Annotated in this window: 16 protein-coding genes, 2 tRNA genes and 2 pseudogenes; 9 read left to right on the top strand and 11 right to left on the bottom strand. The window is 34.8% G+C overall.

Annotation, left to right across the window (positions count from 1 at the left end; genetic code table 11):
- Positions 1-369: 369 nt before the first annotated feature.
- From lipA to rpsD, 7 genes are all read right to left on the bottom strand, one after another.
- Positions 370-1,242: a lipoyl synthase gene (gene lipA / locus O1Q06_RS01305; RefSeq protein ID WP_410542805.1), complete on the bottom strand. Its 873-nt coding sequence runs from the start codon at positions 1,240-1,242 to the stop codon at positions 370-372.
- A complete protein-coding gene (rpmB, locus tag O1Q06_RS01310) occupies positions 1,235-1,549 on the bottom strand; it encodes a 50S ribosomal protein L28 (protein ID WP_410542806.1) in 315 nt (104 codons plus the stop codon). The genes lipA and rpmB overlap by 8 nt, the downstream gene beginning before the upstream one ends.
- A gap of 54 nt (positions 1,550-1,603) precedes the next feature.
- Positions 1,604-1,864, bottom strand: coding sequence for a DciA family protein (locus O1Q06_RS01315; RefSeq protein ID WP_410541974.1), 261 nt, complete (start codon positions 1,862-1,864; stop codon positions 1,604-1,606).
- A 72-nt stretch (positions 1,865-1,936) separates the two neighbouring features.
- Positions 1,937-2,113 carry a hypothetical protein gene (locus O1Q06_RS01320; RefSeq protein WP_410542807.1) on the bottom strand — a complete coding sequence of 59 codons (177 nt, stop codon included), beginning with the start codon at positions 2,111-2,113 and terminating at the stop codon, positions 1,937-1,939.
- A gap of 542 nt (positions 2,114-2,655) precedes the next feature.
- The gene (iscX, locus tag O1Q06_RS01325; RefSeq protein WP_410542808.1) at positions 2,656-2,850 is read right to left on the bottom strand and encodes a Fe-S cluster assembly protein IscX; all 195 of its coding nucleotides are present in this window, start codon (positions 2,848-2,850) and stop codon (positions 2,656-2,658) included.
- Between the two features lie 20 nt (positions 2,851-2,870).
- Positions 2,871-2,957, bottom strand: a tRNA-Leu gene (locus O1Q06_RS01330).
- A gap of 10 nt (positions 2,958-2,967) precedes the next feature.
- Positions 2,968-3,582 carry a 30S ribosomal protein S4 gene (rpsD, locus tag O1Q06_RS01335; RefSeq protein ID WP_410542809.1) on the bottom strand — a complete coding sequence of 205 codons (615 nt, stop codon included), beginning with the start codon at positions 3,580-3,582 and terminating at the stop codon, positions 2,968-2,970.
- A 113-nt stretch (positions 3,583-3,695) separates the two neighbouring features.
- Between rpsD and tkt the strand changes: the two genes are divergently transcribed.
- From tkt to gatC, 3 genes are all read left to right on the top strand, one after another.
- The gene (gene tkt, locus O1Q06_RS01340; protein ID WP_410542810.1) at positions 3,696-5,660 is read left to right on the top strand and encodes a transketolase; all 1,965 of its coding nucleotides are present in this window, start codon (positions 3,696-3,698) and stop codon (positions 5,658-5,660) included.
- Positions 5,661-5,805: 145 nt separating this feature from the next.
- Positions 5,806-6,726, top strand: coding sequence for a ribose-phosphate diphosphokinase (locus O1Q06_RS01345; protein ID WP_410542811.1), 921 nt, complete (start codon positions 5,806-5,808; stop codon positions 6,724-6,726).
- Positions 6,716-7,069: an Asp-tRNA(Asn)/Glu-tRNA(Gln) amidotransferase subunit GatC gene (gatC, locus tag O1Q06_RS01350; RefSeq protein WP_007302647.1), complete on the top strand. Its 354-nt coding sequence runs from the start codon at positions 6,716-6,718 to the stop codon at positions 7,067-7,069. Before O1Q06_RS01345 ends, gatC begins: the two co-directional genes overlap by 11 nt.
- 38 nt (positions 7,070-7,107) lie before the next feature.
- On the opposite strand, the gene O1Q06_RS01355 is transcribed toward gatC, so the two are convergent.
- The 4 genes from O1Q06_RS01355 to O1Q06_RS01370 form a co-directional block, all read right to left on the bottom strand.
- Positions 7,108-8,364, bottom strand: coding sequence for a protein TolB (locus tag O1Q06_RS01355; RefSeq protein ID WP_410543123.1), 1,257 nt, complete (start codon positions 8,362-8,364; stop codon positions 7,108-7,110).
- Positions 8,365-8,810: 446 nt separating this feature from the next.
- On the bottom strand, positions 8,811-10,445 hold the full coding sequence (locus tag O1Q06_RS01360; protein WP_410543124.1) for a ribonuclease J: 1,635 nt from the start codon (positions 10,443-10,445) through the stop codon (positions 8,811-8,813).
- 169 nt (positions 10,446-10,614) lie between these two features.
- The gene (gene dnaJ, locus O1Q06_RS01365) at positions 10,615-11,733 is read right to left on the bottom strand and encodes a molecular chaperone DnaJ (protein WP_410542812.1); all 1,119 of its coding nucleotides are present in this window, start codon (positions 11,731-11,733) and stop codon (positions 10,615-10,617) included.
- An 82-nt stretch (positions 11,734-11,815) separates the two neighbouring features.
- Positions 11,816-11,893: transfer RNA gene (locus O1Q06_RS01370), tRNA-Arg, on the bottom strand.
- A gap of 197 nt (positions 11,894-12,090) precedes the next feature.
- Between O1Q06_RS01370 and O1Q06_RS01375 the strand changes: the two are divergent.
- The 6 genes and pseudogenes from O1Q06_RS01375 to O1Q06_RS01400 form a co-directional block, all read left to right on the top strand.
- A pseudogene (locus O1Q06_RS01375) lies at positions 12,091-12,958 on the top strand (IS982 family transposase).
- Positions 12,959-13,087: 129 nt separating this feature from the next.
- Entirely contained in the window at positions 13,088-13,729 is a 642-nt protein-coding gene (locus tag O1Q06_RS01380) for an HAD family hydrolase (protein ID WP_410542813.1), read from the top strand.
- Entirely contained in the window at positions 13,729-14,202 is a 474-nt protein-coding gene (locus tag O1Q06_RS01385) for an RDD family protein (protein ID WP_410542814.1), read from the top strand. Before O1Q06_RS01380 ends, O1Q06_RS01385 begins: the two co-directional genes overlap by 1 nt.
- A gap of 53 nt (positions 14,203-14,255) precedes the next feature.
- Entirely contained in the window at positions 14,256-14,732 is a 477-nt protein-coding gene (bfr, locus tag O1Q06_RS01390; protein ID WP_410542815.1) for a bacterioferritin, read from the top strand.
- A 1-nt stretch (position 14,733) separates the two neighbouring features.
- Positions 14,734-15,345, top strand: a complete 612-nt coding sequence (locus tag O1Q06_RS01395; RefSeq protein WP_410542816.1) for an SURF1 family protein — start codon at positions 14,734-14,736, stop codon at positions 15,343-15,345.
- Between the two features lie 39 nt (positions 15,346-15,384).
- Positions 15,385-15,567 (top strand): annotated as a pseudogene (locus O1Q06_RS01400) (zinc ribbon domain-containing protein); the annotation flags it as partial.
- Positions 15,568-15,706 lie beyond the last annotated feature (139 nt).

Consider the following 15,706-nt stretch of genomic DNA (forward strand, 5'->3'; position numbering starts at 1 on the left):
TACTTTAGGAAATACTATAATAAGTGGGTATCATGAAAATCCAGTCTTTTCATGCAAAAAACAATGATGTCATTCCAGCGCGTGACCAGTTCTGATTGACTAATCAGTCTTCTGGATCCCAGTATCAAGTACTAGGATGACAAGAGTAAAGAGGAAACTGGGATGACATTATGAAGGCCTAGCAATTTATGAAGGTGTCATTCCAGCGCGTGACCAGTTCTGATTGCCTGGTCAGTCCTCTTGGTTTCAGTGTTAGGCTACTCGAATAACAGGTGTTACTGAAATAACACCGATGGGCCACTGGAAGGATAAGAGGCTACTTGAATGAAAAGAAAGGGAGTGCACATTTCTTTGAACAGATAGGTTAAATTAGGTTGAAGTTTTAGCAGCAGCAAGTCTGTTAAAATCTTCTTCAGCGTGGTATGATGACCGAGTTAGTGGGCTTGATGCAACTACCAAAAAGCCTTTGGAATAAGCAATATATTTATAATGCTCAAACTCTTCTGGGGTAACATATCTATCAATCTTTGCATGTTTTGGAGTTGGTTGCAAATATTGACCAATTGTAATGAAATCAACTTCGGCGCTACGTAAATCATCCATGACCTGAAATATTTCTTCCTTTGTTTCTCCGAGACCAACCATAAGCCCTGACTTCGTGAAAAGCTTAGAATTGATCTGTTTCACCATCTTTAGCAAATACAGTGAATGAAAATAACGAGCTCTTGGCCTTATTTTTGCATACAGTTTTGGTACTGTTTCGATATTGTGGTTATAAACATCAGGTGATGCAACAGCTATTGCTTCAAACGCTCCTTTCTTATTTAAAAAATCAGGAGTAAGAATCTCTATTGTTGTTTCCGAAGTTATCTTTCTAATTTCTTCTATACACCTTATAAACTGATTTGCACCACCATCTGCTAAATCATCGCGGTCAACAGAGGTAATGACAACATGCTTTAAATTTAACTTTTTTATCGCTTTTGCTAAATTTTCTGGTTCATGAGGATCGAGCTTATCAGGAATGCCAGTTGCAACGTTGCAAAACGCACAAGCACGAGTACAAACAGAACCGAGAATCATCACAGTAGCATGACGTTTATTCCAACATTCACCAATATTTGGACACGCAGCTTCTTCGCATACTGTATGTAAGTTATGTAGCTTAACAGTGTTTAAGGTTTCATTGAATATTTTACCAGCTGGAGCTTTTGCTCTGAGCCATATAGGCTTACTATGCATCTGAAACAGCTAATTCTACCTCTTGTTTTGCTAAAACTTTCTTTAATCTTCTTTTTATCTTTTGTGCTTCTTTACTTAGTTTAATTGTTTTTGTATTGAGCAAGAAAGCATCAAGATCACCTTTATAATCTATAGTTCTTAAAGTTCTTGTCGCTATACGAAAGCTAAACTTTTTTTTTAATATATTACTCGTTAATGTAACCTTATGTAAATTTAAGAGAAAGGTACGCTTTGTTTTACGATTTGAATGCGATACCTTATTACCAAAAGACTTTTTTCTATTTGTTAACTCACAAATTCTACTCACTTCAATATACCAACTTATCCTATGTAACTAGGTTAACCTGATATAGTTAAATAGTCAACTCCCTTGCTTGATTTTTATACCGTATACTGCTTTATAGCCAAAAAAAACTGTAATTTTTTCTATTACAAGAGAAACCATATGCTGCATTTCTAATGCTTTACTGCCATTTGTTACTAACAGATACAGCACACCAGAGTTTACGTTTTGTGCGTATGAGATCTTTTGTGGTTTTGTACATTCTGCTAATTCCTCTCCAACTATACTTTTCCAGTTTAAAATAAGACGTATTTCATTTTTGCTGATCTTATTTTTCATGCATTTTAATGCATAGTTTTCTATTGTAGATTTTAATTTCTTTGGCCCGCTATATTTAAGCATAGTTTTCTATTAATCAGATTTTGTCATATTCACAACATAGTGTGATGGATATTGTTTATAAGCTCCAGTAATTGCATCGACAGCAAAACCAGGTAACCATAGTAGATTCAATAAGGTAACGCTATTAAAACTTTCACCTACCATCACATTTAATTTTTTATAATCTTCTTTTTTTGCAATCAACAAACAATGATCCCGAACCTCGATGAATAACCACTGTTCCAGGGTTAGATGTGAGAGAATGATTCGTTCCAGATGGGTCACGTATGACACATTTGACTTTTTCTACTAAGTTATCGTTATCATCTACTACTTTCATTTTAATCTCTTGTGTAGAACCCGAAAGAATTGTTGCAAAACAACCGGTTAATAACACAATTGTAGACAACATTAAACAAATGTTTAGTAACCTAGAAGATATACAATATTGGTATATTTTAAATATAACAACCTCACAAATCAAATTTTATTATCCGGTAGGTTTAACATATCCTGGAGTTATGTCAGTTCCAGTAGTGCTAGCTTGGATTGTAGCTGATTTACAATAACTACACCTCCAGCTTCACACATAAAAGCAGTATTTGTATATTTTTGCCTAACTTGTAATCATTTTTAATTGTAATTTATTAAATTATTATGAAGCTAATTAAAATTCGAGTAAAGTATAGTATTTCCAAGAAGATTATCTTTTTACTGTATGCAGTAATTTTCTTATAGCTATCTGTTTTTTAAGATCTTTCTGCAATCCAAGCTGCTTGAATGGCCTCTAATATTTTTTCATTACAATACTTTTCATCATCATCAAACTCTTCTAAATCCAAGACTTTTCTTTTAAGTTCAGTGAATCTAACACTAATTATATCTTCATTTGGAAATTTCTCTTCTAGAGCTTCTGCAATATCTTCTATATCAAGCCATTTCATACTTTTTTAATAAATTAAACTGGTGCCCATGGGGAGACTTGAACTCCCAAGGTCGCAAAACCCACGGATTTTAAGTCCGCTGCGTCTACCGATTCCGCCACACGGGCCTTATGTTGTTCACCTAGAGTAAAATTCTACTACTAAATTGACTTCCATGTCTGCTGAATATGGGACTTCGGAATATTGAGGCGCTCTCAAATACTTCACTGAAAGTGCTTTGCTATCTGCCTCTAAATAATCTGGAGCCTTACGTTCTTGCTTTTGTTCAGCCTCTATTAATATAGGAATTTTTGCTGCTCTTTCCCTTATTTTTACTATATCACCAGGCTTCACTCTATAACTTGATATGTTAACCACCTTATCATTAACTGTAACATGTTTATGAGATATAAGCTGTTTTGCCGAGTAAATTGTTGGCACAAAACCAGAGTGATATAAAACAGAGCTTAACCTTGATTCTAAGGCACCAATAAAATTATCAGCCGTATAACCCTTTCTTTTGTAGGCATCTAAAAATGTACGTCTAAGCTGCTTACTTGAAATTGCATAGTAGAACTTAAATTTTTTATGTGCAGCAAACTGCTTACCAAAATCAGATAACTTCCTAAATCCAAGAATACCATGCTGACCTGGAGGGTATTTTCTTTTATTGACCGAATCTTTTGCTCTACCACATAAGTTTACACCAAGCCTGCGACTGATTCTATACTTTCTATTGATAACAGTTGTCATACAAAAATTCTCACAATCTAACTATAAATTATTAATGATTTTAACATTAAGTGTCAACTTGTTTTTGCCACTATGATATAGTATACTTCACCTTTAAGTTTTCCTATTAATACATGAATCATTTACTACTAAAATCCATGGCAAATGCTGTCCGCTTTTTATCAATTGATGCAGTACAAAAAGCAAATTCTGGACATCCAGGTATGCCACTTGGCATGGCAGATGTTGCTACTGTATTATTTGCTAAATACCTAAACCATAACCCTGATGATTCTCAATGGATCAGTAGAGATCGTTTCGTCCTATCAAATGGTCACGGTTCAATGTTGCAATACTCTATATTATATCTGACAGGCTACATTAGTATAGATGAACTAAAAAACTTCAGGCAACTTACATCAAAAACTCCAGGTCACCCAGAATTTGGCTTAACTTCTGGTATAGAAGCAACAACAGGCCCGCTTGGTCAAGGATTTGCCACTGCTGTTGGCATGGCACTTGCTGAATCGATTCTTGAAAAGCAGTTTGAAATCAGTCACTACACTTATGTAATGCTAGGAGATGGCTGTCTTATGGAAGGTATAAGCCATGAAGCAGCGTCCCTTGCTGGGCATCTTAAATTAAATAAGCTGATAGCACTTTTTGACGACAATGACATCTCTATAGACGGCTCTACTAGCCTCTCTTGTTCTGATGATGTAGAAAAGCGTTTTTTAGCGTATGGATGGAATGTTGACAAAATCGATGGGCATGACTTTGATTCCATATCCCTTGCAATAGAACAGGCACAAAAGTCTGATAAACCTACACTAATCTGTTGCAAAACTATTATCGGAAAATTTTCGAGCCGTGCTGGCACATCTTCTGCTCATAGTGGTGCCTTTACAGAGGAAGATGCAAAACAGATGAGAGAAAAATTAAATTGGGACTATGAACAATTTCATGTACCAGAAGATGTGAGAAACGCTTGGATAGAAACAGTTAAGAGGGCAAAGCAAAACTATACATCCTTGATCAATGAAGAACTACAAAGAAGACTTGAGAAACGTTTGCCAGACAATATCGAAAATGACTTAGCTAACCTGAAGAAACAAATATGTGAGCTAATGCCAAAAGAAGCGACTAGGTCTTCTTTCGGCAGAGTAATGGAACTATTGACTAAGTCAATGCCAGAACTAATTGGTGGCTCTGCTGATCTTACCGGCTCAAATTGTACTAAATATAAGCACATGCAGGCAATAGATAGTAATAATTATGATGGTTCTTATGTCCACTATGGAGTAAGAGAGCATGCTATGGCAGTTTGTATGAATGGTATGGCTCTTCATGGTGGAATTATTCCTTATGGTGGAACTTTTTTAGTATTTTCCGATTACTGCCGCCCTGCTATACGTCTTTCAGCTTTGATGAAACAGCAGGTTATATATGTAATGACTCATGACTCAATTGGAGTAGGGGAGGATGGTCCAACTCACCAGCCAATAGAGCATTTAGCTTCTCTGAGAGCTATACCAAATCTGTATGTTTTTAGGCCAGCAGATGCAATTGAAACTTTGGAGTGCATTAGCATTGCACTTAAAAAAAAAGAGTCACCTGCACTATTTGCGCTTTCAAGGCAAAATATTAATTACATGCACTCTTATACTGACCAATTGGCCAACCTATCAAAATTTGGTGCATATATACTATGCGAATATTCAGGGAAGCTAGAAGTGACGATATTTGCTACCGGATCTGAAGTTGAAATTGCAGTTGAGGCAAGAGAAAAATTACAGGAAAAAGGTGTGGGTACAAGGGTCATTTCTATGCCGTGTTGGAGGCTTTTTGACGAGCAAAGTGATGAATATAAAGGGGTAATATTAAATAATGACAGCATCAAAGTTGCAATTGAAGCTGGAAGTGAAGTAGGTTGGCATAAATATGTAGGCTCAAACGGTATATTTATTGGCATGAAAAATTTTGGAGAATCAGCACCTTATGAAGCTCTTTATAAGCATTTTAATATTAGCGCTGATTATGTAGTAAAATGTGTTTGTGAAAACGCTTTTTATCATTCCACTGCCCATAAAATTACTTAATGAACTCAGCCAGTACCGTTATTATGATAAGAAAGCTAGTGAAATGTTGCGAGTAACTTTTCCGTTTCTATGATCCACTTGGCGGCAAGAATAAAGTTTTAATCATTCCATGGTTTCTGTATAATTTTCAAAACTTAATTGATATATGAAGGTAATAATAGGTAGCACTAGTAAACAATTAGGAGATTCAATAGCAAGTGGGCTAAATGCTCAGCTATTCCCCAATCAGGTGTCAAGATTTGCTGATGGTGAGGTAAATGTAGAAGTAGCAAATGATCTACGTGATCAAGAAGTATACGTAGTACAATCTATTTCTTCCCCTGTAAATGATAACCTTATGGAGCTTCTGCTTACAATTAATGCAGCAAAGAGATCTGGAGCCAAGAGAATAACAGCTATTATTCCTTATTATGGATACAGTAGGCAGGATAGGGTTATTAAAAACAATAATATGCAATCTGCTTTAAGTGCTAAATTAACTGCAAATCTTATTCAAACAGCCGGTGCAAACAGTGTTGCTGCTATTGATTTGCATTCAAGTCAAATTGAAGGTTTTTTTGATATACCAGTTACTAATCTAAGCTGTTTTGAAGTATTTGTTAACTCTATATACAAGGAAAACTTGGCAATAGTTGCGCCTGATGTTGGAGCAATTGGCAGAGCTCGTGCTTTTGCAAAGATTTTAGAGGAAAAACACAAGTTGGATAATGATATTGTTGTAGTAGATAAATATAGAGAAAAAGCAGGTACATCTGAGGTAATGAATGTAATCGGAGAAGTTGCAAACAAAAATTGCGTCATTGTTGATGATATAGTTGACTCTGGCGGAACATTATGTAATGCAGCTCTTGCTTTAAAAAACCGAGGAGCAAAGTCTGTAGTTTCGTGCATTACACATGGAATACTTTCAGGAAATGCAGTTGAGAAAATCTCTTCCTCTTCTCTGGATAAATTAGTAATTACGGACACCATATTTCACAAATTCGAAAAAAATGATAAGATAGAGGTTGTTTCAATTGCAAATATTTTAATTTGCTTTACGCAAGGAGGTAAAAGTGCCAGCTAGATCAACAGAAGATGTTATCACTTCGTTAATAGAATTTGCAAATAAGAGAAAAATAACAATTACTAAAGAAGAAATGCTTAAAACTGCACAGCTTGTGAGGATTAAGTTATCCGATGATGAGATTCAATACTACTCAAAAGAACTAACAATGCTGGATTGGATACATGATACTTTGTTGAAAGTTAATACTGAAGGTGTTTCTCCTATGCGTTATGGAACTATAGATAAGGATATTCATGTACGCGATGATATTATAAATTCTCAAAACATTAAAGAAGAAATATTATCCAATACAAAATCAGAGCATGGGTATTTCGTAGTACCGAAGGTTATAAACGATTAAGATAAAGCAAGATTTATAACGATTTTATAGATCTACTTTCAGAAATAAGACCAATCTGGTAAAGAAGCATTCGTTGGAGTAAAAACCATTTTTTGATTTTTCTTTACTAAATCTACTAAATATAATTTAGAGTTGCTTGGTGATTCTGCGTTAGTAAAGATAATTTCTCTGCCATTTGGTAGCCATGCCGGAGATTCAATTTTATGTCCCTCTGAAAGCAAGCGCTCTTCTTTGCCATCTGGCTTCATAACTCCTATGTAAAATTTTCCTGACTGAATTTTTGTAAAAGCTATCAGATCTCCTTTTGGCGACCAAACAGGTGTAGCATATCTTCCATTTCCAAAACTAATTCTCTTGGGTTTTTTGCTTTTTTTAGTGAAATCTATGATATATAGTTGCTGACTTCCACTTATATCAGAACTAAAAACCATGTACTTTTGATCTGGAGACAAAGAGGGAGAAGTACTTATAGCTGAACCTTTAGTAATTTTTTTTGTTCGTTTACTACTTAAGTCTAGAGATAATATATTTGTTTCACCACTCAATGAGTGGGAAATAAGAAGAGATTTACCATCAGGAGAAAATCTTGGTGCAGAAATAACTCCTTCAAATGCGCTGATTATTGATTCAGTGTTATCTTTTAAATTTTTTAATATTATATAACTTTTACCATTTGTGTATGATATATAAACAATACCCTTTCCATTTGGTGAAAATCTTGGTGTTGACACAAATTTCTCACCATTTGTTAAGTACTTTATATTACTTCCATCTTGATTCATCACAGCAATTTTACGGACGGATTTGTAATTGCTATCTTTTTCTTCAGCGATATATGTAATTTTTGTATTGAAATGCCCTTTCTCACCAATCAATCTATCATGTATCAGATCTGAAACAAGATGACTAATTTTCCTCCAGTCTTTTGCTAGAAAAACAACCGACTGAGTAAGTAATTCTCTGTTTGTAAAGCTGTCAGATAAACGAAAAGATAGCTCTAAATTTCTGTTTGATACTTCACTTAAACTTACTGTGACTACAGTATCGCTTTTCCAAGACTCAACTTTCGTGTTACGTTTCACATTAAATAAGCCACAATTAGATAGATTTGTTTCAATTACTTTTGTGATGCTTTCACTTAGCTCACTTTCCACTTCTGTCTTGCATGCACATTTAGATACAACAAGATCAATATTACCAATATTGCTTTTTTTTATATCAACATATAAAACAGCTTTTGTGGAATAAGGAATAAATAACGAAATAAATAACACCAGTTGAACGAATAGCTTCATTAGATTTCTTGCATTACCTCCTGTCATCTCAGCAAATAGCTTACTTTTGAAGTTAAACTGCATGACAGTAGAGTAAATCAATTTCTGCAGTACTTGACACTGGAATCCAGAAATTTGACTGCAAGTAAGTGCACTGAGGTGGCAAGCATAAAAGTAGCTGTTTTATTCTAAAATAAACGTCTTTGACAAGGTTGCATGAAAAACTGGATTCCAGTGTCAGAGCACTGGGATGACACTCTACTGGTGGAGATTGCTCTAAAACTACAATGTTTGCCTGGGCGTTGAGATGGCACCCTTCTGGTAGATTCAAATCACAATGTTTGTATAGTTGTGTGATCTGACACTGATTTTTTTTTATGGATTCCAGTATTGCATGCTGAAATAACATCAAAGAATACATTGTTAACTTCTTACTCAAATAATGGTTAATAAAAAGAGGTATATTTCTATACCTGTTCTATTTGGACTTCAATTATAGGTCTTTTTAGTAAATATTCCTTTAAGATACTAAATATTGAACTTTCAATCTTATTTCTTATTTTTTTTATCGGTTGTGGACTAAATGCTGACTCAACCTTCTCTATGATCTTTTGCATAATGGCTGCATCTTCTTGCGCTTCGAAAACACCAGGTGCAAATACTTTTGGCTTAGCGAGCAATTTGTTTTTCTTATTCACAATTGCTGTTACTACAATAACCCCAGCATCTCTCATTCTCTCACGCATCTTTATAACGCTGCATTCTGGATGGCGTAGCAACGCACCATCAATACCAAAGTAGTCAACATCAATTGAACTAACTTTTTCTCCATTCTCCAAATTAACAATATCACCTGGTGCAATCATTATTGCTTTTTTCACACCGCACTCTTTAGCGAACTTTACATGTGCATCCGTATGAATATACTCACCATGAACTGGAATAGCTATCTTAGGTTTTATCAAAGAATACATTTCCCTTAGCTCTGCTTTTACTGGATGTCCGGAAGCATGAACATTCTCTGTTTTTTCAGTAATAACTTCCACTCCCATCTCAATAAAGGCATTGAGCATGTTATGTGCACGAGTTTCATTGCCAGGAATGATTTTTGATGAAAAGATCATGGTATCACCTTGCTGCATTTTAAATGCTTGATGACTCTTATTAGCAAGCCTTGAGGTTGCTGCCAGTGGCTCACCTTGACAACCTGTGCAAAGTAGCACCAGCTTTTCCCTTGGAAAATTTACTGCCTCCTTTGCTTCTAGAAACTCAGGAGAATCAGTTAAATAACCACTATCCTGAGCAACTTTCACTATTCTCCATAAAGATCTGCCAAGTAAAACCACTTTTCTATTTAGTGCTTGTGCAGCTTTAGCGATAGTCTCAATTCGCGCCACATTTGAGGCAAATAGCGATACAGCAATCAATTTTTTAGACCGGTTTATTATATTGTAAATATTATCATAAATTTCACTTTCTGATTCAGGGTCGTGTTTGCTCAGTATGTTTGTTGAATCACAAATTGCTGCAAGTAGATCACCTTTATCGCCAATTTCTTTTAAACGCTCTATATTAGAAATTAATCCAACAACAGGTTTTGGGTCAAATTTCCAGTCTCCGGTATGGAGTGCACTACCCATTTCAGTGCTAATTAATATTGAATTTGCTTCAGGAACTGAATGAGTTACATTTATAAACTCAACGGTAAAAGAACCCAAATTTATGCTGCCATTTATGTCCACCTCTTTCAAAGGCACTATACCTTCCAATCGAAATTCTTTCAATTTTTCTTTGAGAAAGTTAACCGTAAACTTTGTTGTATATATGGGACATTCTAACTCTTCCCACAGATGAGGCACTGCACCACAGTGATCTTCATGTGCATGTGTAATTATTATTCCAAGCAAATCTTTTTTTCTTTGAGCAATAAAATCTACATCAGCAATGAGTAGCTCAACACCTGGCATAGTTTCATCTGCAAAACCGATACCAAGGTCGATCATAATCCACTTGCCTTGATAATGATATAGGCTAACGTTCATCCCAATTCTTCCTACTCCTCCAAGAGGAAGAAATAAAAACTCATTTTTGTTTATGTTCATTAATTTTAAATTATTAAAATGCGAGGATAGCAAAACTTCGACCTTAAATAAAGGAATTTATCACTTTTGCATAACTTAAAAAAATCTTTTCACTAAAAGAGAAGGCTTTCAAATTGGTAAAAAGAATTAAGTGTAGACAGCTACCTCTTTATATCATTTAGCAAATTTCTCATTTTTTTTTTACTTTTCCAAAGAATCCTTCAGATTTCTGCTCTACACTTTCATGTTCCCCTTCCTCAAGCGCTTTTAATAGCTCAATCTGCTTTTGGGTTAAATTCTTTGGATTTAAAGTCTCAACTATTACCTGTACGTATAAATCACCACGAGCATGTGAGTTCATATATGGCATACCCTTTTCCCTACAACGTAGTTTGGTACCAGTTTGAGTGCCTTCAGGGACCTTTACTTTTATTTTAGCTCCATCAATTGATTGAATATCGATTTCACCACCAAGTACTGCTAGTGTCATTCTTATGGGCACTTTACAGTGTAAATCTGCTCTATTGCGAGTGAAGATCTGATGAGTAGCTATTTTTACACATACGTATAAATCTCCGCTTTTTCCACCTCTTGCTCCAGCTTCTCCTTTACCACTGACCCTTACCTTAGCTCCTTCTTCTATGCCTTTTGGAATTGAAACGGAGATATTTACTTCATCTCTTTTACGTCCACTTCCACCGCATTTCTTACATTTATTTTGTATTATTTCTCCTTCCCCATAGCATGTAGTACACGTTCTTTCAATGGTAAAAAAGCCCTGTTGAGTTCTAATTCTACCGCTTCCCTGGCATGTGTTGCACTGAACTGGTTTGATTGCTCCTTCGCTACCTGTGCCTTGGCATGTATTACATTTTATATTTGTCACATAATGTATAGGTGCTTGTATTCCTTTAAATGCATCTTCCAAGGTAATTTTAAGGTCGTAGCGCAGATCTGCTCCAGATACTCCTGTTGTACTTCTTTTTGTTCTTGACCTACTTGTACTGCCGCCGAATCCTGCACCAAAAAAATCGTTAAATATATCGCTAAAATCCCCTCCAGCTTGGCTGAAATCAAATCCACCGGAAGCACCATCGTGACCATAACGATCATAACCTGCTCTTTTTTCAGAGTCAGATAGAACTTCATATGCAGCTGTTACTTCTTTAAATTTTTCCTCTGCTTCCTTATTACCAGGATTTCTGTCGGGATGATATCTTAATGCTAGTTTTTTATATGCTTTTTTTATCTCGTCAGTACTAGCATTTCTGCTCACTTCTAGCAGATCATAGTAGTCTTTTTTGTTCATATATAATAGCTCAGTATTTTACCTTTAAAGATAGGTATTACATATATGAATTTCAAGTATGACTTCTATTTCCTATAAAATATGGTGCACCCTGAGCGACTTGAACGCCCGACCTTTTGATCCGTAGTCAAATGCTCTAATCCAACTGAGCTAAGGGTGCTTGCACAAAGCTGACTTTAACAGATTTTATAGCTTATTTCAATTGGTTTAGCTAAAAATAAAACTCTTATCATGTATGAAACCTGTAAGAAATTGTACTAGCTCTCTTAAAACGCTAATTCTGGATTAAAAAGAGAATAGAAAAGTCAGGAGAGTAGGGTAAACTCAACAAATAGAAAAAAATAGATGAGGTTACCCATGGAAGATATAACAAAACTGTTTTGTCTGGTCGATGATTTTTGCAGAGATATAGAGAAAAATTTTGCAGATAAACTACTGCCAAACGGTAAAAACCCACAAGAGTGCCAGAAATTACACATTCGGAAATTATCACAATAATCCTCCTGTATCAGCAATCTCCCTGTGAAAATTTTAAGGCTTTCTACCTGCATTACCTAACATTGCTCTACAAACAGAGTTTTCGAAGTTGCCTTCATACACTAGGTTTGTTGCTCTAAAGCCCAGGGTTTTGTGGCATTTAGCCACGCTATTACAGTGCCTTTGCGGATGGTCAGAACTTACTGGAATCTCATACATAGATACAACTCCTATTGCAGTTTGCCATGCAAAAAGAATATCAAGAAATAAGGTTTTTGCTGGAATTGCAAAATTAAGCAAGAGTACATATGGCTGGTTTTTCGGCTTTAAACTACATTTGATAATTAACGAGAAAGGTGAAATTCAAGCTTTTACGCTTACAAGAGGTAATGTTGACGATAGAGAGCCTGTAGCAAACCTAACTAAGAAATTAACCGGTCTTTTGTTTGGTGATAAAGGCTATATTAAAAAAGAGCTTTTCCAAGAGTTGTTTAACCGCGGTTTGAAACTTGTTACCAAGGTGAAAAAGGGGATGAAAAACGCATTAATTTCACTACATGAAAAGATTTTGCTGAGAAAAAGGTCGATCATTGAGACGATTTTTGGCTACCTCAAAAATAGACTTGAAATTGAACATACTCGCCATAGATCTCCCGTTAATTTCTTGGTTCACATCCTTTCTACTCTCATTTCCTATTCCTTGAAATCCAAAAAGCCTTCCATTTCCTATACTTTCTTCCTTCCTTAATCCAGAATTAGCGTTTAAAGCATATAATACAACCAGTGTATTAGGCCACTATGTAAAAATGATTAACATAGAAGCTTTATCGTCAAAATATTATTTACTTATTAGCTTAAAATACGTAACAATATAAAAATGAAAAATAGCCGATTAGCGGTAGTATTCGATTGGGATAATACCTTAGTTGATACTCAAGATAATATTTCTAATGCCATTAAGCATACTTTAGATTTGATGGGATCTGGCAGTAAGGTTGTTGATAGAAATTCTCATGAATCAAGAAAGAGCTACATGGTCAATTTGTTCGGTGATCAGTGGAAAAAAGCGAATCAGATATATCAAAAATACCTAGATAATGCATTGTTACAAAATATTACTCTGAATGAAGGAGTAGAGAAAATGCTGAAGACACTCAAAAGCCACAATATTTACCTAGCAATAGTGAGCAATAAGAAAAATACTAATTTACGTCAAGAAGTTGCCTATTTTAAACTAGATTCTTACTTTGAAAGAATAGTTGGCTCATGTGATACTGCAGAAGATAAGCCATCTGCAACTCCACTGCTATTTGCACTGGAGGAGAGTACGTTACCTATAAATAGAGAAAATGTGTTTTTTGTTGGTGATAGCATCACAGACATTCTATGTGCACAAAATGCCAATTGCTTACCTATTATGTACGGCCAATCAATAAGCGGTTATGAAGATTTGTTATATTTTCAACATTTTAATAAACTTACAGAATTCATAGTAAAGTATTTGAAAGATAGGTGGTAATGACAGAGATCGCTAGTGTAGAAAGGCGCTTTTGCGCATATTTAATAGATATGGCAATTTTATTAATACCAGCCTTACTAATTGTGTTGTTATTAGGGGATTTTCCATTAATTTTACACCTGTCATACATGTGTATAAATTGTGGTTACTTTACATATTTTATATCTTCAACAGCTCAAGCAACTCCTGGTCAACAGTTAATGAATATATATACTATCACTTTAGATAGTTCTAAAATAGGTTTGAGCTTAGCATTTGATCGCACTATCTCTCAGTTTTTCCTTCCTATGCTAAATAATTCAATTATCACCTTTATCAAACTTTTTCAAACATCAGTAAATGCTTTAAGTACACTAGAAGTGATTATAGTGATGCTTACCTTCAGTTGGTATTTAGTTGCTTGCTTCTCTCAGAGGAAACAGGCATTTCATGATGTGCTATTTGATACGATTGTTGTGAGAAAAATGAATTGATGTTGCCTTGATTGTTATGTAGATTACATTGGTATATTAGCTAAAGAAAGGTTATGAATAAAGAAATAGTAGAACATTTAAATAAATTACTTACAAATGAGCTGACTTCTGTACGCCAGTATCTTTTGCATTCTGCGATTCTTAAAAATAGCGGAATCAATAAACTTGCAGAAAAGATGAGAAAGGAGCTTAATGAAGAACTTGAGCATGCAAATAGGCTGGCAGAAAGAATTTTACTGCTTAAGGGCATGCCAAATTTTCAAGATATAAATAAAATCTCAAAGTATGAAGGAAAGTTCACAAAAGATACAATGCAGAAAATCTTAGAAGATAATTCTAACTTAGAAGAAGAAGGTATTAAGGGCATCAAAGAGGCAATTTCCGTTGCTGAAAAAGAAAAGGATTTCGTGAGTGTAATGTTATTAGAAGGACTACTGAAAAATGAGGAAGAGCACTTACATTGGATCAAAGAACAGATTGACCTTATTGAGCTTATGGGTATTGAAAATTACTTGAGAACACAAATATAGAGTGTTAAGAAAAATAGTATTTATTTTCATTATACCTTTTTTACTTCTTTTTTCACTCGGGTTATGGCAGTTATTTAGATTGAGCTGGAAGAATAATATTATCAAAAATATGGATCTTCCAGTTATTCATCTACTGCCTAGTGATAATCTTTCAAAGTTTAACTACAGAAACGTTAAAATCGACGGAATTTTAAGTGATATAGAACTATATGTTTTCGCAGGTCAACGTGGCTATCATGTGCTGTCTCCTATGTTGCTTATCAATGGACATTACATGTTAATAAATAAAGGAATAGTCAGAGAAAAAAAAGAAGAAAAAGCAAAAATTGAAAAAGTAGCTGCTGATGGCGTTTTGTATTGTGATGGTAGCAAAAATTGGTTTATCAAAAATGATATTGCTTCAAATACATGGTTTACCCTAAGTACAGAAGAGATCTCCAATGAACTAGGTATTAAGCTAGAGAAATGTATATTGTGGCAAGATAATTTTGGTGGCAAATTGACTATACAGCCAATAAAGCATCTTGAATACGCAATTACTTGGTTTGCACTTTCCTTGATTTGGCTCATTATGTGCGTATTTTACTATAGGCAAAATATATATAAGTCATAGAGATACAGTGTGGAAAAAGAAAAGCTACAAATAGAAAAAATGCAACAAAGTGAAAGAAAATACTTATTAAAAGGGTTAGTGATATGTCAGTGTTGCAAATCCGTTTATTATGGAATGAGTAATGCTAAGGGAGGAAGAAGTTACTATCGTTGTCCTGGAAAACGTTTTGGTGAATGTAACAGCAAATCAATACGCGCGGATATACTAGAAGAGGTAGTATGGGAAGAAGTTAAGATGGTAAGAGAGCACATAACGAAGGAAAAGTGTGATTTATCAGAGGCAGATTGGGAGACTAAACTTAATATAATTAGAAAATTAGTTCAACGCATTGAAATTGATGATGATAATGTACATATAGTGT

It is taken from the genome of Wolbachia endosymbiont of Tetranychus urticae, assembly GCF_046529255.1.
Lineage (GTDB): Bacteria > Pseudomonadota > Alphaproteobacteria > Rickettsiales > Anaplasmataceae > Wolbachia.

Coding starts and splice junctions, on each gene's coding strand:
- lipA (WP_410542805.1), bottom strand. CDS start 1,242: ATGCATAGTAAGCCTATATGGCTCAGAGCAAAAGCTCCAGCTGGTAAA.
- O1Q06_RS01315 (WP_410541974.1), bottom strand. CDS start 1,864: ATGAAAAATAAGATCAGCAAAAATGAAATACGTCTTATTTTAAACTGG.
- iscX (WP_410542808.1), bottom strand. CDS start 2,850: ATGAAATGGCTTGATATAGAAGATATTGCAGAAGCTCTAGAAGAGAAA.
- rpsD (WP_410542809.1), bottom strand. CDS start 3,582: ATGACAACTGTTATCAATAGAAAGTATAGAATCAGTCGCAGGCTTGGT.
- tkt (WP_410542810.1), top strand. CDS start 3,696: ATGAATCATTTACTACTAAAATCCATGGCAAATGCTGTCCGCTTTTTA.
- O1Q06_RS01345 (WP_410542811.1), top strand. CDS start 5,806: ATGAAGGTAATAATAGGTAGCACTAGTAAACAATTAGGAGATTCAATA.
- O1Q06_RS01355 (WP_410543123.1), bottom strand. CDS start 8,364: ATGAAGCTATTCGTTCAACTGGTGTTATTTATTTCGTTATTTATTCCT.
- O1Q06_RS01360 (WP_410543124.1), bottom strand. CDS start 10,445: ATGAACATAAACAAAAATGAGTTTTTATTTCTTCCTCTTGGAGGAGTA.
- dnaJ (WP_410542812.1), bottom strand. CDS start 11,733: ATGAACAAAAAAGACTACTATGATCTGCTAGAAGTGAGCAGAAATGCT.
- O1Q06_RS01380 (WP_410542813.1), top strand. CDS start 13,088: ATGAAAAATAGCCGATTAGCGGTAGTATTCGATTGGGATAATACCTTA.
- O1Q06_RS01385 (WP_410542814.1), top strand. CDS start 13,729: ATGACAGAGATCGCTAGTGTAGAAAGGCGCTTTTGCGCATATTTAATA.
- bfr (WP_410542815.1), top strand. CDS start 14,256: ATGAATAAAGAAATAGTAGAACATTTAAATAAATTACTTACAAATGAG.